Below are 19,788 nucleotides of genomic sequence, written 5' to 3'. Positions count from 1 at the left end.
ACCCTATAAACAACAAGATTAAATACTGATTCAGCTTAATGGCGGCAAATTGGCGGCAGCGTAGCTAAACACCTCTGCTCAGGCACAAAAAAACCGCCGTGCGGCGGCTGCGATTCGGCTGAATGACTGACGATCAGTTATGGCAACCCTGTCCACCGTCCATGTAGGAATCTCTCTCTCCGTTGATATATCTCTCTGGATCTTCACCAAACGGCAGTTTCCGAATGTTGGTAGAGAACGAAATAAATGCCTGCTGAAAACGTCCGTCTCGATACTGCATAATATCAACTTCGGTCTTGCCGTCAGCAGATGACCAGATGGTATTGGTCAAAGGCGCTGAAGCCGCAGCTGCGTTAGGATTCCAAAGATAATAGGTTTGCCCATCGATCACCAGATTACCTTCACTTGTTACATGCTGTGGCAAGGGTGAAATATCAGGGCACACGAAAGGTTTCGTTATGCTAACTCGCTCCGCAGCAGCACTGGCGCTCAATAAGGCAATACCGATAGCGTACAAAGGAACGAAAGTTTTGTTTAATCGACGCATCACATCTTCTTCTTAGTCGTTTTTCAGCGTTTATTATCCTGTTAATTTGCCCGGTTTTCAAAGTAATCAGCCCTTTTCCCTTGGCTGCACGCTCATTTCTCTCGCCCTAATCCTTAGCGTTACTAACACGCTGATTCCCTTTTCTAAAACGGCTCCTATCTGCGTCAGAAGCGCCCTAAGGCTTTCTTAATATAGAATTATTACAGTGGGACTATTATGAATATCCTGCTGGATTAACCGTGAAGAACAGTGAAAACACTCCATCATCATTAAATCAAGGCTCAACGGGAGTGATAATTAGGACAAACCCCCTTTACTCATTGCCGTTATCCTTTTACCTTTGGCAGGTTTTTGGGTTAACAATCAGCGGATTGGTGTTTCTGTGGTTATCTCGTAATGAACAACTCGACTTGCTGATAAGTGGCTATTGGTTTGATCCAAAAACCCAGAGTTTCCCTTGGGAACATAACTACTGGTTAGATTTGTTCAATCACCGGCTGTTAAAAATCACGATTATCAGCGCGGCCGTCTGCTCGCTATTTTGGGGAGTCTATCGCCGAAATTTTCGACTGGTGGTGACCACGATGCTGATCGGCGTTGGCCCTTTGGTTATTGGGATATTGAAATCTACCAGCGCTCATTCCTGTCCTTGGGATCTGGTGGAATACGGTGGAAAAGCCGCCAGCTACATATTAATGGATACAGCTCCGGCTGGCGCAGGCCCCGGTCACTGTTTCCCCGGAGGACATGCCTCCAGCGGTTTTGCGCTGATGGCCGTATTCTTCCTGTTTTATCCTGAACGCCCTCGCCTTGCTACGCTTTGCTGGATAGTCGGCGTATGTTTGGGAATGATAATGGGATTCGGTCAGGTCATGCGCGGGGCACATTTTCTGACTCATAACCTGTGGGCTGGGTGGTGGGTCTGGCTTAGCCAATTGGCTCTTTTTTGGTTGATTAGTGGTTATGACCACCGTCATTAAGGTACTGAGTAATGGAACAATTAAATCATTTTTTGTTTTCTCTGATTAACGCCACGCCCAATTCACCCGAGTGGTTGGTGAAGTTCGCCATTTTTATTGCCAGAGATCTGATCAGCATCATTCCATTACTGATGATCGGCCTATGGCTGTGGGGCCCGCGAGAACAAATGTCGCTACAGCGTCAGACCATCAGTAAAACCGCCATTGCGCTGATTTTTGCCATGCTTTCATCGGTCTGTATCGGTATGTTATTCCCGCATAATCGCCCCTTTGTCGATGGTTTCGGCTATAACTTTTTACCCCACGCACCGGACAGCTCCTTCCCCAGCGACCATGGCACCGCCATCTTTACCTTTGCGCTGGCCTTTTTATGCTGGCATCGGATTTGGTCCGGCATTGCCTTGCTGATCGTCGGGTTGGCCATAGCCTGGTCGCGGATCTACCTTGGTGTACACTGGCCGTTAGATATGGTCGGTGGCTTCTTGGTGGCAATCGTCGGCTGCTTATTTTCACAGTTACTGTGGAATCTGTTTGGCGATAACATCGCGAAAGGATTGGCGAATCTTTATCAACGCTGCTTCTCTTTTCCTATCAGTAAAGGTTGGGTAAAAGATTAATTTCTGCCAACTGTTCGCATTTTACCGGCAGAACCTCTGCCGGTTTGCTCGCAAGAATCTCTGTCTCTCAAGATAACTCATCATAAATCAGCCGGTTATATCTCCTATCTCTTTCATAGCAATAACTAACACCATCACTAAATGTTATTTAAATAACAAAATATGGCTTTTACATGTGACATTAACAACATAAAGGTTGTCATTTGCGTTAAATGTTACTATTATCACAACAAATGATATTGCCTACACAAACCAAGGACATTTTTTATGACTATCAACTATGCTAATTATATCGATCACACCCTATTAGCCATGGACGCCACCGAAGCGCAGATCGTCAAACTGTGTGAAGAAGCCAAACAACACCATTTCTACGCCGTTTGCGTAAACTCCGGCTATGTTCCTGTGGCAGCCAGCCAGCTTGCGGGCAGCGATGTGAAAGTTTGCTCGGTGATTGGCTTCCCTCTGGGCGCAGGTCTGACTTCCAGCAAAGTATTTGAAGCCAAGGCGGCTATCGAAGCAGGCGCACAAGAAATTGATATGGTGATTAATGTAGGTTGGTTAAAAAGCGGTAAAGTCGCTGAAGTTAAAGCAGATATTAAAGCCGTACGCGATATTTGCGCCGCTATTCCGTTGAAGGTAATATTGGAAACCTGCCTGCTCAGCAATGAGCAAATCGTTGAAGTTTGCGAAATGTGCCGTGAACTTGACGTTGCTTTTGTGAAAACATCTACAGGTTTCAGCACCGGCGGCGCCCGTGAAGAACATGTGAAATTGATGCGTGCTGCGGTAGGCTCGGATATGGGTGTTAAAGCTTCAGGTGCCGTGCGTGACCGCGCAACTGCCGAGAAAATGATTCTGGCCGGCGCAACGCGAATTGGTACAAGTTCAGGTGTAGCCATCGTATCTGGCCAGCAAGCGGCTGCGTCCAGCTACTAATTATCTTTAACCCGGCTTAGGCCGGGTTTACTTTGTTGGGAAGCGTTAATGGAAACTCGCCGTGCCGAACGTATTAATAAACTGACTCACGCTTTAAAACGTTCCGACAAAATTCATTTGAAAGACGCGGCCAGTTTGCTCCGAGTTTCAGAAATGACAATCCGTCGGGATCTTAGTGCGGAACCTTCTGCCGTGATTCTACTGGGCGGTTATGTGGTGATGGATCCCAAGTCGAACAGCGCTAACAACTATTTTGTTTCCGATCAGCAGGCAAAACAGGTAGAGGAAAAGCGCAAAATTGGGCAACTGGCCGCGCAGCTCATTGAAGAAAACGACACAATTTTCTTTGATTGCGGCACCACTATCCCACTAATTATCGACGAAATTCCCGAAGAGTTGACCTTCACTGCCCTCTGTTATTCGCTGAATACCTTTCTTTCGCTTCAAGATAAACCGAACTGCAAAGTGATCTTGTGCGGCGGCGAATTCAAGCCAAACAACTATATTTTCTCACCCATCGGCCAGCATAACGAGCTGGATAACGTTTGCCCGAACAAAGCCTTTATCTCTGCCGCCGGAGTGAGCATTGAATTCGGCGCAACCTGTTTTAACTTCGACGAAATTCCGTGGAAACAGCGCGCACTGAACAAATCTCAGCGCAAGATTCTGGTAGCCGATCACAGTAAATTCGGCCAAATCAAACCTGCCAGTATTGGGCCACTGACGCTATTTGATACTCTGGTCACCGACCGCCAGCCTGATGGCTCCTTCCGTTCGTTCTTTAACGAAACCAGCATAGAAATCCACAGTTAAACGACAATAGTTAGCAAACGCGGCTCTCATGTTCGATGTTTGGCGATCTTTGAGCCGAAAGTACCGTTTAGCGAATGAATTCCCCCTTTTTCTATCCGACGGTAGAACTGAGTTTGATTAACTGACTTTATCCGTTCCTCATTCTGCCAAAATAGCAAATTATAAATATCATCACGTACTTTACTTTTCAGTTAGGGATTAAATTTTCACCCGATTGACGGCATAATTAAATAACCTTTTTTATATTATGGTTAATGACTTCCTGCCTATAAAAAACGCACTTCACTTTTAATGGTTGTTTATTAAATGTTCGAACAGTCGGTTTGAAAAGTAAATTATTTTAACATTTATTACTGCCAGACACCTTTAAGCACTAAAACTCGCCTTTTATATTGTCAGACAAAAGTAACTTGCCTCACTTTCATATGACAAATAAACCTTAAGTCAGTATTTAAAGCAAACTTGTCAAACAAATAGAATTTAACTCTTTCCTTTTACTCAGATATTTAACTGTTTATATAACAAACAGCGCTGCGTGATACTGATTAATATCAACACATTATCCTCCAACGGAAATAAACACTAATTTCAATTTAAAATCAATAAGTTATGTAATTTCTGTTGTTTTGACATTATGACTTTCGTCAATAAAATACTGAAAATTTCGATTTCCGCTAGATTCGACGCGCTGGTTAAAATATATTGCGCCTCAAGATATAAAGAGCAAAGGTTAAGTCGCTGACTCAATCTAAATTGAAATACAGTTTTGCTTTTTATCATTTATCAAGCAGGTGCAGTACAAAACACCGAACATAATTGTAACAATTAGATGGAAATTCATAACAACTGGGTTTAAAGGCGTTTATTCAGCATTTGAGAGCATGATCACGGTACTTTTCACTATGAATCGTTATCTTGCCGCCAGCAAAAACCAGGGTACGAATTAGAACCATAAAAATATCAGCATAGAGAGACATCACTGCTCGCCGCGGATTAAATTTTATTTTTACGACTTCAGGTTATTTGCACTACTTAAAGAGAACCAAATCGACCTGATAAGATTTAAAACGCATTACTGTGACTGAATTTTTCATCTGATTATGCGACTTATAACGCACTAACAGGTATTTAACTTTCGGATCTTAATTTCAATTTCGTGTTCAAATCGGAGATCTTTATGGACACTACTCAAACTGGCACCATTTCATCCACGGGAAACACCAAAACCAGCACCTGGCGTAAAAGCGACACCATGTGGATGCTGGGTCTGTACGGTACGGCAATTGGCGCGGGCGTGCTTTTCCTGCCTATCAACGCCGGTATCGGTGGTCTACTGCCGTTAATCGTGATGGCTATCATCGCCTTCCCGATGACATTTTTCGCGCACCGCGGTCTTTGCCGCTTCGTTCTTTCCGGCAAAAACCCGGGCGAAGACATCACTGAAGTTGTTGAAGAACACTTCGGCGTTGGCGCAGGTAAACTGATTACTCTGCTGTACTTCTTCGCTATCTACCCAATTTTGTTGGTTTATAGCGTTGCGATTACCAACACTGTTGATAGCTTTATTACTCACCAGATGCACCTGCCTTCACCACCACGGGCTATTTTGTCCCTGATTTTGATCGTTGGTCTGATGACCATCGTTCGTTTTGGTGAAAACTTCATCGTAAAAGCGATGAGTATTCTGGTATTCCCGTTTGTTGCGGTACTGATGCTGTTGGCTCTGTACCTGATTCCAAACTGGAGCAGCGCTATCTTCCAAAACCTGTCTATCGACGGTAACGGTGTGGGCAACGGTATGCTGATGACCCTGTGGCTGGTTATTCCGGTCATGGTGTTCTCCTTTAACCATTCCCCTATCATCTCTGCATTTGCGGTAGCAAAACGTGAAGAATACGGTCAGGACGCTGAGAAGAAATGTTCTCGCATTCTGGCATACAGCCACATCATGATGGTTTTGACCGTGATGTTCTTCGTATTCAGCTGCGTTCTGAGCCTGTCTCCAGCAGATTTGATGGAAGCCAAAGCACAGAACATTTCTATTCTGTCTTACCTGGCTAACCACTTTAATACCCCGATGATTGCCTACATGGCACCGGTTATTGCCTTTATTGCTATTACCAAATCTTTCCTGGGCCACTATCTGGGTGCTCGTGAAGGTTTCAACGGCATGGTGGTTAAATCTCTGCGTAGCCGCGGTAAAACCATTAACGGCGACAAACTGAACCGCATCACTGCGCTGTTCATGCTGGTCACAACCTGGATCGTTGCAACCCTGAACCCAAGCATTCTGGGCATGATCGAAACTCTGGGTGGCCCGGTTATCGCGATGATTCTGTTCCTGATGCCAATGTATGCGATTCACAAAGTTCCAGCGATGCGCAAATACAGTGGCCATATCAGCAACGTATTCGTTGTGATTATGGGTCTGATTGCCATCTCAGCAATTCTGTTCAGCCTGTTCAAATAAGACTGTTCGGCCGGTGCGCTGCGCTGGCCACTTTTCGCTACCGTTCATCTTTAGGACGGTAAAACAGTTAGCAGTAGACTTAAAGTTTCAAAAGCCGGTGCGATCGTACCGGCTCCCCACTCCACGGTAATGTAAGCAATTTCATAATTAACGCCTTTAACACGAAGGAGGCGAGTATATGGTCAGCGTTTTTGACATTTTTAAGATTGGTATTGGTCCTTCCAGCTCACACACAGTCGGCCCGATGAAGGCTGGTAAGCTGTTTACCGATGACTTGATCGCACTAGGGCATCTTTCTGCCGTTACCCGAATTTCCGTAGACGTTTACGGTTCATTATCCCTGACCGGTAAAGGTCACCATACCGATATTGCTATTATTATGGGCCTGGCAGGGAATCTGCCGGATACCGTTGATATCGATAACATTCCGGAGTTTATCCGTGATGTTGAACACCGTGAGCGTCTGCTACTGGCTCAGGGCGCTCATGAGGTGGATTTCCCGCTACATGGGGGAATGAATTTCCACGAAACCAACTTGCCACTGCACGAAAATGGTATGTCCATCAGTGCCTTTGCCGGTGACAAACTGCTGTACAGCAAAACCTATTACTCCATCGGCGGCGGCTTTATCGTTGACGAAGAGAATTTTGGCAAAGCAGCCAGCAATCAAGTTTCTGTACCTTATCCATTCAATTCAGCCCGTGATTTACAGAAACACTGTAAAGAAACCGGTCTGTCTCTGTCTGGATTAGTGCTGCAAAATGAACTGGCATTGCATACCAAAGAAGAGCTAAACGCGCACTTTTCCGCCATTTGGGAAGTGATGAAAAGCGGTATCGAGCGTGGTATCAATACCGAAGGTTTGTTACCTGGGCCAATGCGAATTCCACGCCGCGCCGCAGCCCTGCGCCGTATGCTGGTGACCAACGACAAAAATAACACCGATCCGATGATGGTAGTGGACTGGATTAACATGTATGCGCTGGCGGTGAACGAAGAAAATGCGGCCGGTGGCCGTGTCGTTACCGCACCAACTAACGGTGCCTGCGGTATCATTCCGGCGGTATTGGCGTATTACGATAAGTTTATTCGTCCGGTTAACGAAAACTCATATAGCCGTTTCTTCTTGGTTTCCGGCGTTATTGGTGCGCTATATAAAATGAACGCCTCTATTTCTGGCGCAGAAGTGGGCTGTCAGGGCGAGGTGGGCGTAGCCTGTTCGATGGCAGCAGCGGGTTTGGCTGAACTGATGGGCGGTAGCCCGGCGCAGGTGTGTATCGCCGCAGAAATTGCGATGGAGCATAACCTTGGGCTGACCTGCGATCCGGTTGCCGGGCAGGTTCAGGTGCCTTGTATCGAACGTAACGCTATTTCAGCGGTACAAGCCGTCAACGCTGCTCGTATGGCTCTGCGCCGTACCAGCGAGCCTAGCGTATGCCTGGATAAAGTCATTGAAACCATGTACGAAACCGGGAAGGACATGAACGCCAAGTATCGCGAAACTTCTCGCGGCGGGCTGGCGATTAAAATCGTTCCCTGCGACTGATCGGTTTTTCTGCTTCTAACCGGTTTTATACTGAATCAGTTTTATAGTGATAGTCGCTTTAGTACTGAAAAATAAAACAGGGCTGCATTTATTTATTGCGGCCCTGTTTTTTTATCGCTGAATTTAACCTAGGTCGCGATTATCCAAAGATACCGCCGAACCATTGGCTAAATTTCATCATCACAAAGTCCCAGATGCGGCTAAGGAAGCCCCCTTCTTTCACTTCGTTCATCACCACCAGCGGACGCTGTTCGATGCTTTTACCATTTAGCTGGAAATCGATCACGCCAACCTTCTGATTTTTAGCCAAAGGCGCACGAAGCTCGGTAGAATCTAATTTATAGCTGGCCTTCAGGTTTTTCATTTGCCCTTTCGGAATGGTGATAGCCGCATCCTGCGCTACGCCCAAATCAACCTGACCGGTATCGCCAAACCAGACTTTCTGAGTCACGAAGGCTTTGTCGGTTTTAATCGGCACCACGGTTTCATAAAAGCGGAAGCCCCAGCTCAACAGTTTTTCACTTTCGCTAAAACGTACTCTGTCACTTGGCGCACCTAATACCACGGAAATCAAACGCATAGGACCATCGGTAGCCGAAGCAACCAGATTATGGCCAGCGCCTGCGGTATAACCGGTTTTCATACCATCGACGTTAAGATTGCTGTTCCACAACAGACGATTACGGTTGATCTGACGAATCTTGTTAAAGGTAAACTCTTTCTCTTTATGTAACGCATATTCTTCCGGTACATCGCGAATCAGCGCCTGCCCCAATACCGCCATATCCCGCGCGGTACTGTACTGCCCTTCCGCATCCAGGCCGTGTACCGTCAGGAAGTGAGTATTATCCAGCCCCAGAGCTTTGGCGTAGTTATTCATCAAACCAACAAAACTGTCCTGACTGCCAGCAATATAATCAGCCAGTGCAATACTGGCATCGTTACCTGATTGAATAACAATGCCTTTATTCAGATCCATCAATTTGACCTGATCGCCCGGTTTTAAAAACATTAACGACGAACCGCGCAATGCCGGATTACCGGTAGCCCAAGCGTCTTTACCCACGGTAACCGTATCATCAGGATGGATTTTGCCCGCTTTAATCGCTTGCCCAATCACGTAACTGGACATGATTTTAGTCAGGCTGGCCGGATCCAGACGCTGGTCCGGATTGTTCTGAGCCAATATTTTGCCGCTGTTGTAATCCATCAATACGTAAGCTTTAGCATCAATGGGAGGAGCCGGTTGCTCATCTGCCGCTCTGACGGCAGGTAACACCAGCAACAGTAAACCGGCACTGAAAGTGACGTTTTTTAGCTTGGAGGAGATTGTATATTTCATCATGAGGTCGCCAGAGTATCCTTGCAAATAATAGGAAATAAGCGGTATTCCCAGAACTAAGCCGTTATTCAATACGTAAAAAATCGCGTTTTTTCACTAGGGTAGAGACTTTAGCTTAGTCAAAATTTCATACCCTCTTTAAATCTATCCGATAACGACCACAAAGGGGTGATGTTTTGCGCTTATTTACGCTTGGTCATGTTTTCAATGGCTACACGGCTAAACATCTTGATAGCTGTACGGCTTTCCATCTAAGCACCCAAACATCTTAAAACCTCACTTTATATAACCAAAAGAAATATAAGAGGGTTATTTGTTATTTTTAGCGACTAAGTAACAGGCGCTATGCTCTCGCCATCGTTTATCCGTTCTTTTGGCTTCTGGAGCAGTTATGGCAATCCCGCGTTCAGTCATCGATCTTATTGGACACACTCCCCTGCTGGAACTCACGCACTTTGATACTGGTCCTTGTCAGCTGTTTGTGAAACTGGAAAACCAGAACCCCGGTGGCTCGATTAAAGATCGCGTGGCGCTATCAATGATTGAACAGGCAGAGCGTGACGGTGATTTACAGCCGGGCGGTACCATTATCGAAGCCACCGCGGGTAATACCGGTTTGGGATTAGCGTTAGTCGCGGCATTAAAAGGGTACAAACTGATTCTGGTAGTGCCGGACAAGATGAGCCAAGAAAAAATCTTCCATCTTCGAGCATTGGGCGCGCAGGTGCTGTTGACTCGTTCCGACGTGGGTAAAGGCCATCCGGCCTATTATCAGGATTACGCGCTACGACTGTCACAGGAAATACCCGGCGCGTTTTATATAGATCAGTTTAATAATCCGGCCAACCCTGCGGCTCACCGTAACGCCACCGGCCCAGAATTATTCGAACAAATGGAAGGTCAGGTAGATGCTATCGTGGTTGGCGTTGGTTCCAGCGGAACGCTTAGCGGTTTAAGCCAGTATTTCGCCGAAGTGGCCCCCAATACTCAATTTGTTCTGGCCGATCCGTTAGGCTCTATTTTGGCGGATTACGTCGCGAAAGATCGGATCGGAGAAGCCGGTAGCTGGCTGGTGGAAGGCATTGGTGAAGATTTTATTCCCCCCCTTAGCAATTTCTCGCAGGTTACGAAATCCTACCAAATCGATGATGCGGAAGCCTTTGCCACCGCCCGCCGTCTGTTGCAAGAAGAAGGCGTGCTGGCCGGTTCCTCCACCGGAACTCTGCTAGCGGCTGCCCTGCGCTATTGTCAGGAACAAACCGAGCCGAAACGCGTCGTCACCTTCGTTTGCGATAGTGGCAATAAATATCTTTCGAAAATGTTTAACGATTACTGGCTGCTGGAACAGGGTTTACTGACTCGCCCGAAGCACGGCGATCTGCGCGATTACATCACCTATAGCCACGAGGACGGCGCTACCGTTTCGGTTTCACCGCAAGATTCGCTGGCGGTAGTTCATGCTCGTATGCGTCTTTACGATATTTCCCAACTACCGGTACTGGAAAACGAACGCGTCGTCGGTTTGATTGACGAATGGGATTTGCTTAATAGCGTGCAAAAAGATGCCCGCCATTTCAATTTACCGGCCAGCGAAGCAATGACGCGGCAGGTAAAGACCTTACAGAAAGAAGCGAGTTACACCGACTTGCTCACCACATTCGATCAGGGACATGTGGCTATCGTGCTGGACGGGGAGCGTCTTCTCGGCCTGATTACCCGCACCGATGTGCTAAATGCCCGCCGCCAGGCACTGGCTTAATTTATATTTCAAGGACCTTATTATGGCAAAGTTTGACACCCTGACTGTACACGCCGGTTATACCCCAGACAGCACTGGCGCAGTGATGCCCGCGATTTACGCGACCTCCACTTTCGCTCAACCCGCACCGGGAGAGCATACCGGCTACGAATATTCCCGCAGCGGCAATCCGACCCGCAGCGCGTTGGAAAAGGCCATTGCTGAGCTGGAAAACGGCACGCGAGGCTACGCTTTTGCCTCCGGTCTGGCGGCTTGTTCGACGGTGTTAGAGTTATTGGATCAGGGCAGCCATATTGTCGCCGTGGACGATCTGTACGGCGGCACTTATCGCCTGCTGGAAAAAGTGCGCAATCGCACCGCTGGCCTGCGCGTAACCTACGTTTCACCAGCGGATACCACCGCGCTGGAACAGGCGATTCAACCAGATACTAAAATGATTTGGGTAGAAACGCCCACCAATCCGTTACTAAAACTGGCTGATTTGGCCGCCATCGCCGCAATTGCTAAAAAACATCAATTAATCAGCGTGGCGGATAACACCTTTGCCTCGCCTTACATCCAACGCCCGCTGGATTTGGGTTTTGATATTGTGGTGCATTCAGCCACTAAATATCTGAACGGCCATTCGGACGTGGTAGCCGGTGTCGCTGCGGTAGGAAATAACTCAGAATTAGCGGAACAACTCGGTTTTTTACACAATGCGGTAGGCGGGATTCTCGATCCGTTCAGCAGTTTCCTGACGCTGCGCGGCCTGCGGACTCTAGCGTTGCGTATGGCACGCCACAATGAAAGCGCGTTGCATATCGCTCAGTGGCTGGAACAGCAACCGCAGGTGGAAGCGGTGTATTATCCGGGGTTGAAAAGTCATCCTCAGCATCAGTTGGCGCGTCAGCAAATGTCCGGTTTTGGCGGCATGATCGCCGTGCGGCTGAAAGGCGAACCCGAGTATGCCCGCGAAGTGATTAAACGTTCTCATCTGTTTACGTTAGCGGAAAGTTTGGGCGGTGTTGAAAGCCTAATCAGCCTTCCTTACAGCATGACCCACGCTTCGATACCCTTGGATATTCGCCTTAAACACGGCATTACGCCGCAGTTATTACGTCTTTCCGTCGGAATTGAAGATACCGAAGACCTGATCGCCGATTTAGCGCAGGCATTGGCGGGTTAATCCCAGCCAGAATAGATCTCAGTCACCAACGGCCTGCTATCGGGCCGTTTATCAATCGGTTTTTTAACCTTCCGCCAGTATTTCACTGACCGTTTTTCCTACCAATTTAACCGTTTGCTCAATTTCGTCCGTCATCGGTTTGCTAAAACATAGCCTCAGAGAATTACGGTATTTCCCCGACGCCGAGCTGATAAAACCGGCGGCGATCTGCACTTTGTGAGGCAATAAAATGCGGTTAAGGCGCAAAGAGTCAAACCCTTCCGGCAGTTCTACCCACAGCATAAAACCGCCCTGCGGCCGACTCAGACAAGTGCTGGGCGGAAAATATTTGGTCACCCAATGGGTCATAATATCGAGATTTTGCTGATACTGACGGCGCATCCGTCGCAGGTGCTGAGTGAAATCTCCCTGTCGAATAAACTCCGCTACCGCCAATTGCTGTAACGTAGGGGTTCGACCAGCAGTAATGTATTTAATATGTAACGCTTTTTCTAAATAGCGCCCCGGCGCAATCCAGCCAACGCGCAGCCCCGGAGCCAACGTCTTGGAAAATGAGCTGCACAGTAACACTCGTCCATCGTCGTCAAACGAGGCAATAGTCGCCGGTCGCGGATATTGGTAGGCCAGCGAACCGTAAACATCGTCTTCAATAATGGCGATATCGTAACGCTGAGCCAAAGTGAGTAAGGCTTTTTTACGCCCATCCGGCATATTGTAACCCAACGGATTATTGCAGGTGGGGGTAAGCTGAACGGCTTTGATCGGCCACTGTTCCAGCGCCATTTCCAACGCTTCCAGACTAATGCCGATCACCGGATCCGTTGGGATTTCAATCACTTTCATCCCCATGCCTTTCAGACTTTGCATGGCGCCATGAAAGCTGGGTGAATCAACGGCGACTATATCCCCAGGCTGACATACCGCCCCCAAGGCAATCGCTAAAGCACCGTGGCAACCGGCGGTAATAATAATATTTTCCGCTGACTGGTGATTGCCGCTATCCAGCATCAGGCGGGCAATTTGCTCGCGCAAAATCAGGCTTCCCTGCAAACTGCCATAAGCCATGATGGCTTCACTTTGGTGCAAACTGATGCGGCTAAGCAACCGACTGAGCACCTTTAAGCCGGGGCCTGAACTATCGGGCGTACCTGAGCCTAAATGCAATACGTCTTCTTCGGTACTGTCATGGAGAAATGCCAGCGTGTGTTCCCACTGCGAGATTTCTACCGGCCTCTGAGCATGGCGGCAAACCGCAGGCAGTTCCGGACGGCGTGGATTCCCGCGCACAAAATAGCCAGATTTGGCTCTGGCCTCTATCAATAGACACTTTTCCAAAGAACGATAAGCCTGCTGGACCGTACTGATGCTAACGCCGTGCTCCTCGCTTAGCAGTCTGACGGAAGGTAAACGTTCACCACAAGAATACAAACCCTGTTCAATACGCTCGCTGAGAATATCAGCCAATTGTTGATAACGTGTCACAAATAGCACCACCTGAAAATTGATAACCAGTACAGATGGCGCAATTTCTCACCATTCAGTTCATTTATCTCACATCTGTATGGAAATAATAGTCCCTATTTGCATCTGTAATGTTTTTAGCCAAAGCCTCATGCTGATATTCCACCGATAAGGAGTCACGAGCTATGAGCAATATGGTTAATAATCAGATGGATAAATGCCATTCACCCCAATCACAGGATAAAGAAAATCGGCGAAATGTTTTACTGCGTTTCAGCCTAAAAATAGGGAATGCTTTGTATGATTGGAACCAACGGCGGCTGGCAATGCATACGCTGCAAAGACTCACTGAAACCCAGCTACGGGATATTGGTATGAGCCGCAGTGATATTAAGCGTGACTATAATCGACCATTTTGGAAATAAAACGCCGCGGTGTCAGCATAAGAGAAATACAACAGCCCGCGTGGCCTGCGGGCTGGTATGGGTTTGAGTGGTTAAAACGCGTTATATTAGCGTCGATGCGCTAAAGACCTCACCCAGCGATCGCCCAGACTTTGTACTCCCTGAACCAAAATCACCAGTACCACTAAGGTGGCAACCATCACTTCATTATTAAATCGCTGATAACCATAGCGAATGGCTAAATCGCCCAGTCCGCCGCCGCCTATCACGCCTGCCATGGAAGAAAATCCCACCAGCATCACTACCGTTAACGTCACCCCAGCTAACAGCGCCGGTAGAGCCTCCGGCAGTAAAACCTTCTGGATGACGTGCCACGCCGAACCGCCCATAGATAAAATCGCTTCGATACGCCCTTTATCCACTTCGTCCAATGCCGCTTCGACTACGCGGGCAAAAAAAGGAATGGCACCTAAAGTAATAGGCACCACTGCCGCCGTACTGCCTAGCGTGGTGCCGATGATCCAGCGGGTAACCGGAATCAACGCGATCAACAGCACCACAAACGGCATGGAACGCCCCAGATTCACGATTGCGCCAATCAAAGCATTGATACGCGATAGGGGAAAAACGCCGTCTTTACGGGATATAAACAGCAGAATACCCAAAGGTAAACCGATTACTAAGGTGAAGAACGTGGCCAATATCACCATATACAAAGTCTCACCGGTGGCATTTGTGATCAAATCCACTAATTCCTGCCAATCCATACCGTTACTCATATCAATTCCGCCCTCACGCCGCGTTCGTTTAGAAATTGCAGCACTTCAGCCAGATTTAACCCGCCTTCCGGATGACTAAAATCCACCTGCAAACGCCCAACCCGTTGACCGCCAATAGATTCTACGCCGCCGCCCAGCAATCTGACGCCAACCGCATGCTGATGCGCCAATGCGCTTAACACCGGCGAAGCCAATAACGTATCGAAGAAGGTCAATTCCGCTACCGGCGTACCGCTCAACAGCTCGCTGCCGCAAGTCGGCAACAGTGATTTTCCAAGGCGTGATGCAGGATCAGCCAGCAAATCTGCAATAGCGCCGGTTTCAATCACTCGGCCTTTCTCCATCAATGCCGCGTAATGACAGATGGATTTCACCACTTCCAGTTCATGGGTAATCAGCACTATGGTTAAACCTAATTGCTGATTAATGTTTCTAAGCAACGCCAGAATAGAAGCGGTAGTTTCCGGATCAAGCGCGCTGGTCGCTTCGTCAGACAGCAGATAATTCGGTTTGGCCGCCAACGCCCTAGCGATACCTACCCGCTGTTTTTGCCCGCCGGAAAGCTGGGAGGGAAAAGCCTCGGCTTTATCCAATAATCCGACCAACGCCAACAGCTCGGTAACTCGCCGTTTTCGCTCGGTTTTTCCTATGCCGATAATTTCCAGCGGCACCGCTACGTTGTCGCTGACATTGCGCGAGTGCAGCAGATGGAAATTTTGAAAAATCATACCAATATTCTGACGCTCGACGCGCAGCGCTTTATCACCAAGAGTGGTCAATTCGCGGCCATCAAGCTGAATACGGCCTGAACTGGGCCGCTCCAACAAATTTAAGCAACGGATTAAGGTACTTTTCCCCGCGCCGCTGCGCCCCACTATGCCGAACACCGAACCGGTAGGCACCGTCAGCGAAATATCCTGTAGGGCAACCATCGGCTGCCCAGCATGCTGATAGGTTTTACTCAGCCGTTCGATGGCGATCATGATTTACTGTCCACGGCGACCACAGGGATGACTGATCCGGCATACTTTTCGGCGATGAACTTAGCCACCTGCGGCGACTGTAAATCTCTAACTAACTGTCTGATACGTTGATCATTTTCTAAGGCAGGCGTCGTCACCAGAATATTGGCATAAGGATTGCTAGCGGCTTTTTCCAGCCCAAGCGCATCTTTCGCTGGATTTAACCCCGCCTCTAACGCGTAATTTCCGTTAATGACTGCCAAATCAACATCGTCCAGCGAACGAGGAATCTGCGGCGATTCTATTTCCAGCACCTTCAATTGCTTGGGATTACCGGCAATATCCTTCGGCGTAGCCTGATGTTTAGCCGGATCGGTAAATCCTGCTTTTAGCGTGATAAGACCCTGATCTTGTAATAAATATAGAGCGCGACTCAGGTTAGTAACATTATTGGGTACGGCGATCGTGCCCTTTTCCGGTACGTCGGCGAAAGTTTTATACTTATGGGAATAAATACCCAGCGGCTCCACGTGAACCGTCGCGACGATGGCAAATTTTTGCCCTAGCGCCTGTTCCTGTGAATGGAGATAAGGCGCATGCTGGAAATAATTGGCATCCACATCGCCATGTGCCAACAGTTCGTTAGAATTCACACCGTTCGGAATTTCAATCACCTTCAGATTCAGCGACGGATCCAATGTCTGCACAAACTGTAAAATCTCGGCGTGAGGCACCGGATCGGCAGCCACCCGTAAGGCATTTGCCGCATAAGCTTGAGCAGAAAGGGAAAATGCCAGCGTCGTGATCAGCGCGGTACGCGCGAAACCCATTGCAAACGTATTATTCATCGTTATTACCTCAGGCAATTTATTCGGTTATCAGCAATAGGGTTAAGCTATCGTTAGTTCGGCAGCGGCTAACACATCCGGGTAGTAGCGTTGAGCTACATCAGGATGGGAACGTAAGCGCCCTTTCAAATAGTTAACGCCGACGTCCCGAAATAGCGGGTTGAGCGGATCGCTAGCGGGACCGTTGGCCTCAGCCGCCAAATGTTCGGGCAACTGATACAAGGGCACCACTGCATCCAGACGCGCCCCAAGGAAAAAGGCAATAGACAGACGATCGACACCCGCCGGCGGCGTTTCAACCCGATGCACAGTCGCGCGCAGATAACCGTTGGTCGCCAGCTCCAGCAACTCACCGATGTTGACAACAAAAGTGTTTTCCAACGGCTCGGCATCAATCCATAAGCCGTCTTCCACCTCAACCTGCAACCCCTTTTGGTGGTCCTGTAGCAAGAAACTCAGGAAGCCTGAATCCTTATGAGCGCCCACCCCCTGCCCGCTTTGGGTAGTTTCCCGCCCCGGATAGCGAATCAGTTTGATATGCTCATTAGGTTTATCGCCATAAAGCTCATCAAAAGCGTGTTCGTCCAGTTCCAACGCCAGCGCAAAAGCCTGTAGCAAATGCAGCGCCATTTGAGTCATCTCTGCTTGCCATTGTAGCAATAGAGGCTTCAATTCCGGCAAAGCTGGCGGCCACTGATTTGGCCCCTGTAAACGCGCCCAACCGGGCGTTTCCGGACGCAGTTCCAAAGGTGAACGCTCCGCGCCGATATCAAACTGTTCGCGCCAGTCTGGTTGCCCGCGGGTCAGCTCCGAAGCGGCTCGGTTATATCCGCGAAAATGAGGGGAATGCACCATCTCCACCGCCAGTTTATCGGCGGTGGGTAAGTTAAAGAAACGTCGGGAAAGGTTCTGAATTTGCCGTGACAGCTCGGGATCGACTCCGTGTCCGGTCAGGTAGAAAAAGCCAATATCTCGCGCAGCATGGCGTAATTCGGTCAAAAATGCCTGGCGCTGCGTTTCTCCGCGCTTAAGCTGAGACAGATCCAGAAGAGGTAGACGGTAAGAGGTTGGTTGGCGACTCATTTTTTACTCCGATAGTATGATTATTCCGCGTTTTATCCTGCTCAGAACCCATGAATACCGGACAACAATACAAACGAATAACAAACATAATCTGCTCCTAAGCTGTGGGGAAAACAGACTGACGACAAGGTTCTTGTGGAGTAAAAATCGCCTCTCATTAAGAGCATTCTCGTCTATCTACTTAACAATCTATATCCAAACGATATATACAATTAACACGCAAAATCTGCCCGCCACCAATATCTTTAGGTTCTATGTTATTTCTTTCACGGCGAATGATGTGCGCGGAAAGAGTAAAGAATATCCGTAAAAATCCTTCGAAATGCCGCTTTTCGCCATTAAACGGTCACATTTTTGACTTATTCTTTGTCTCTTTTTCCGCCGAAGGACAGATTGAAGACAGCAAATCTTTTGCCGTAACCCATTACCTAAGCCATAGGAAACAGCGGTTTCGTTTACTCTTAGGTGGTGTATTCAATGCGCTACTCAGTATTCATTCACCGGATTACTTTACGGTTAATGGCTTTGTCACTGTGGTTGTTCCTGGCCCAGGCTCATCCCCCCGACAGTGCCACGCTTTAACAGTCATAATTGCATTGAGAGGTAGTCGATGGACCTGGCCTTATTTGATTTAGATGAAACCTTGATTTGTGAAGACAGTGCCAGCCTGTGGTTGCGCTGGTTAGTGGCGAAAAAACGGGCTCCGCTGTCTTTGCTAAAAAAAGAACAGGAATTGATGCAGGATTATTATCGCGGTCATCTTTCCATGGAATGTTACATGCACGCCACGCTGGCTCCGCTAGTCGGCTATTCCATACAAGAAGTGACAGGTTGGGTTGAAAGTTTTATTCAGCAGGAAATTTTGCCGCGAGTATATCCGCAGGCGCAGGAGCAGTTGGATTGGCATCGACAGCGGGGAGATCATATTCTGATTATCTCGGCCAGCGGCGAGCATTTAGTCGCACCTATTGCTCGCCAATTAGGCGCCGATACTGCGTTGGCCATTGGTGTCGCGCTGGAAGATAACCGGATTACCGGAGATACCTACGGCGTACTCACTTTTCGCGAAGGTAAGGTTGCGCGCATCAATGAGTGGCTGAAAAACTCGCCACCTATCTGTTTTTCCAATACTTATGGCTACAGCGACTCAATAAACGATAGGCCAATGTTGGAGTTTGTAGATTACGCGACGGTTATCAATCCCAATAACCAATTGGCAGATCTCGCCATTCTCAACGAATGGAATATCGCTCATTGGCACGGTGAGTATTTGATACACAATCATACTTCTTTAGGCTATGAAACCGGCTTATAGTGACGATAACACTTCGATTATACCGAATCATTCAGGTCAATAAGTGAGGAATCAATGTTGACAGTATGGGGTAGAAACAATTCCACCAACGTAAAAAAAGTATTGTGGTGTCTGGAAGATTTGGGCATTGAATATCAGCAAATTGATGCCGGCGGCAAATTTGGCAAGCTGGACGACCCAAATTACCGTTCACTAAACCCTAACGGGCTGATTCCCTGCCTGCAAGACGGCGACTTTATTTTGTGGGAATCTAACACGATCGTCCGCTATATTGCATTGAAATACGGCGAAAAGAGCACACTTTACCTAGCAGACATCCAACAGCGTGCCAGCGCAGAAAAATGGATGGATTGGGCTCAGGCTTTAGCCGCTCCGTTCAAAGCTGCATTTGTTGGTTTGGTACGAACTCCGCCGGAACAGCAGGATAAACAGAAGATTCAGCAGGGCATAAAAGAATGGGATGCTCTGATGGGGATTGCAAACGGCGAATTGGAAAAACAGCCTTATTTATCTGGCCAACACTTTGGTGTCGGAGACATTCCTCTGGGTTGCATCGCTTATGCCTGGTTCAATTTACCGATCGAACGCAGCCACCATCCGCATCTGGCACGTTGGTATCAGCAAATCAGCCAGCGTCCGGCGTTTAAGCAAGTGATCGAGATTGGATTAAGCTGAATTTTACTCTGTCAAAAGGATCAGATTTCGGTTGATATCATCCAGTTCAAGATTAACCAAACGACTGCAAACCGAAATCC

The 19,788-nt window shown here is 48.1% G+C and carries 18 protein-coding genes; 11 read left to right on the top strand and 7 right to left on the bottom strand.

Annotation, left to right across the window (positions count from 1 at the left end; translation table 11 throughout):
• Nucleotides 1-133: 133 nt before the first annotated feature.
• Nucleotides 134-547 (bottom strand): hypothetical protein, encoded by a 414-nt coding sequence (locus DBA33_RS06970; RefSeq protein WP_120806002.1) that lies wholly within the window; start codon nucleotides 545-547, stop codon nucleotides 134-136.
• A 320-nt stretch (nucleotides 548-867) separates the two neighbouring features.
• Between DBA33_RS06970 and DBA33_RS06965 the strand changes: the two genes are divergently transcribed.
• From DBA33_RS06965 to DBA33_RS06940, 6 genes are all read left to right on the top strand, one after another.
• Nucleotides 868-1,527 (top strand): phosphatase PAP2 family protein, encoded by a 660-nt coding sequence (locus tag DBA33_RS06965; protein WP_064512806.1) that lies wholly within the window; start codon nucleotides 868-870, stop codon nucleotides 1,525-1,527.
• An 11-nt stretch (nucleotides 1,528-1,538) separates the two neighbouring features.
• The gene (gene ybjG / locus DBA33_RS06960; RefSeq protein ID WP_064512805.1) at nucleotides 1,539-2,144 is read left to right on the top strand and encodes an undecaprenyl-diphosphate phosphatase; all 606 of its coding nucleotides are present in this window, start codon (nucleotides 1,539-1,541) and stop codon (nucleotides 2,142-2,144) included.
• 267 nt (nucleotides 2,145-2,411) lie between these two features.
• Nucleotides 2,412-3,083 carry a deoxyribose-phosphate aldolase gene (gene deoC / locus DBA33_RS06955; RefSeq protein ID WP_064512803.1) on the top strand — a complete coding sequence of 224 codons (672 nt, stop codon included), beginning with the start codon at nucleotides 2,412-2,414 and terminating at the stop codon, nucleotides 3,081-3,083.
• Nucleotides 3,084-3,131: 48 nt separating this feature from the next.
• Complete coding sequence (gene deoR / locus DBA33_RS06950) at nucleotides 3,132-3,896, top strand: DNA-binding transcriptional repressor DeoR (protein ID WP_064512802.1); 765 nt, start codon at nucleotides 3,132-3,134, stop codon at nucleotides 3,894-3,896.
• 1,177 nt (nucleotides 3,897-5,073) lie between these two features.
• Nucleotides 5,074-6,366 (top strand): HAAAP family serine/threonine permease, encoded by a 1,293-nt coding sequence (locus DBA33_RS06945; protein WP_064512800.1) that lies wholly within the window; start codon nucleotides 5,074-5,076, stop codon nucleotides 6,364-6,366.
• Nucleotides 6,367-6,544: 178 nt separating this feature from the next.
• Nucleotides 6,545-7,912, top strand: coding sequence for an L-serine ammonia-lyase (locus tag DBA33_RS06940; RefSeq protein ID WP_120805998.1), 1,368 nt, complete (start codon nucleotides 6,545-6,547; stop codon nucleotides 7,910-7,912).
• Between the two features lie 139 nt (nucleotides 7,913-8,051).
• On the opposite strand, the gene DBA33_RS06935 is transcribed toward DBA33_RS06940, so the two are convergent.
• Entirely contained in the window at nucleotides 8,052-9,257 is a 1,206-nt protein-coding gene (locus DBA33_RS06935; protein ID WP_162975175.1) for a serine hydrolase, read from the bottom strand.
• Between the two features lie 388 nt (nucleotides 9,258-9,645).
• Between DBA33_RS06935 and DBA33_RS06930 the strand changes: the two genes are divergently transcribed.
• Nucleotides 9,646-11,013, top strand: a complete 1,368-nt coding sequence (locus tag DBA33_RS06930; RefSeq protein WP_120805996.1) for a cystathionine beta-synthase — start codon at nucleotides 9,646-9,648, stop codon at nucleotides 11,011-11,013.
• A 22-nt stretch (nucleotides 11,014-11,035) separates the two neighbouring features.
• Nucleotides 11,036-12,181 (top strand): PLP-dependent aspartate aminotransferase family protein, encoded by a 1,146-nt coding sequence (locus DBA33_RS06925; protein ID WP_064512793.1) that lies wholly within the window; start codon nucleotides 11,036-11,038, stop codon nucleotides 12,179-12,181.
• 63 nt (nucleotides 12,182-12,244) lie between these two features.
• On the opposite strand, the gene DBA33_RS06920 is transcribed toward DBA33_RS06925, so the two are convergent.
• Nucleotides 12,245-13,663, bottom strand: a complete 1,419-nt coding sequence (locus DBA33_RS06920) for a PLP-dependent aminotransferase family protein (protein WP_120805994.1) — start codon at nucleotides 13,661-13,663, stop codon at nucleotides 12,245-12,247.
• A gap of 164 nt (nucleotides 13,664-13,827) precedes the next feature.
• Here DBA33_RS06920 and DBA33_RS06915 point away from each other — a divergent pair, with 164 nt between their 5' ends.
• Entirely contained in the window at nucleotides 13,828-14,067 is a 240-nt protein-coding gene (locus DBA33_RS06915) for a DUF1127 domain-containing protein (RefSeq protein WP_064512789.1), read from the top strand.
• Between the two features lie 86 nt (nucleotides 14,068-14,153).
• Here DBA33_RS06915 and DBA33_RS06910 read toward each other — a convergent pair whose 3' ends face one another.
• Genes DBA33_RS06910 through DBA33_RS06895 form a run of 4 tightly spaced genes read right to left on the bottom strand, consistent with a single transcriptional unit; the run spans nucleotide 14,154 to nucleotide 17,718 of the window.
• Nucleotides 14,154-14,825 carry a methionine ABC transporter permease gene (locus tag DBA33_RS06910; RefSeq protein WP_064512787.1) on the bottom strand — a complete coding sequence of 224 codons (672 nt, stop codon included), beginning with the start codon at nucleotides 14,823-14,825 and terminating at the stop codon, nucleotides 14,154-14,156.
• Entirely contained in the window at nucleotides 14,822-15,808 is a 987-nt protein-coding gene (locus tag DBA33_RS06905; RefSeq protein WP_120805992.1) for a methionine ABC transporter ATP-binding protein, read from the bottom strand. Before DBA33_RS06905 ends, DBA33_RS06910 begins: the two co-directional genes overlap by 4 nt.
• Nucleotides 15,805-16,635, bottom strand: a complete 831-nt coding sequence (locus tag DBA33_RS06900) for a MetQ/NlpA family ABC transporter substrate-binding protein (RefSeq protein ID WP_120805990.1) — start codon at nucleotides 16,633-16,635, stop codon at nucleotides 15,805-15,807. The genes DBA33_RS06905 and DBA33_RS06900 overlap by 4 nt, the downstream gene beginning before the upstream one ends.
• A gap of 42 nt (nucleotides 16,636-16,677) precedes the next feature.
• On the bottom strand, nucleotides 16,678-17,718 hold the full coding sequence (locus DBA33_RS06895; RefSeq protein WP_064512781.1) for an isopenicillin N synthase family oxygenase: 1,041 nt from the start codon (nucleotides 17,716-17,718) through the stop codon (nucleotides 16,678-16,680).
• Nucleotides 17,719-18,328: 610 nt separating this feature from the next.
• Here DBA33_RS06895 and DBA33_RS06890 point away from each other — a divergent pair.
• Together DBA33_RS06890 and DBA33_RS06885 are read left to right on the top strand one after the other, a co-directional pair.
• Nucleotides 18,329-19,033: an HAD family hydrolase gene (locus DBA33_RS06890; RefSeq protein ID WP_120805988.1), complete on the top strand. Its 705-nt coding sequence runs from the start codon at nucleotides 18,329-18,331 to the stop codon at nucleotides 19,031-19,033.
• Nucleotides 19,034-19,087: 54 nt separating this feature from the next.
• On the top strand, nucleotides 19,088-19,708 hold the full coding sequence (locus tag DBA33_RS06885) for a glutathione S-transferase (protein WP_120805987.1): 621 nt from the start codon (nucleotides 19,088-19,090) through the stop codon (nucleotides 19,706-19,708).
• Nucleotides 19,709-19,788 lie beyond the last annotated feature (80 nt).

Source organism: Yersinia sp. IP36721 (assembly GCF_003634395.1).
Taxonomy (GTDB): domain Bacteria; phylum Pseudomonadota; class Gammaproteobacteria; order Enterobacterales; family Enterobacteriaceae; genus Yersinia; species Yersinia entomophaga.
This window is presented reverse-complemented; position numbering and strand designations above follow the sequence as displayed.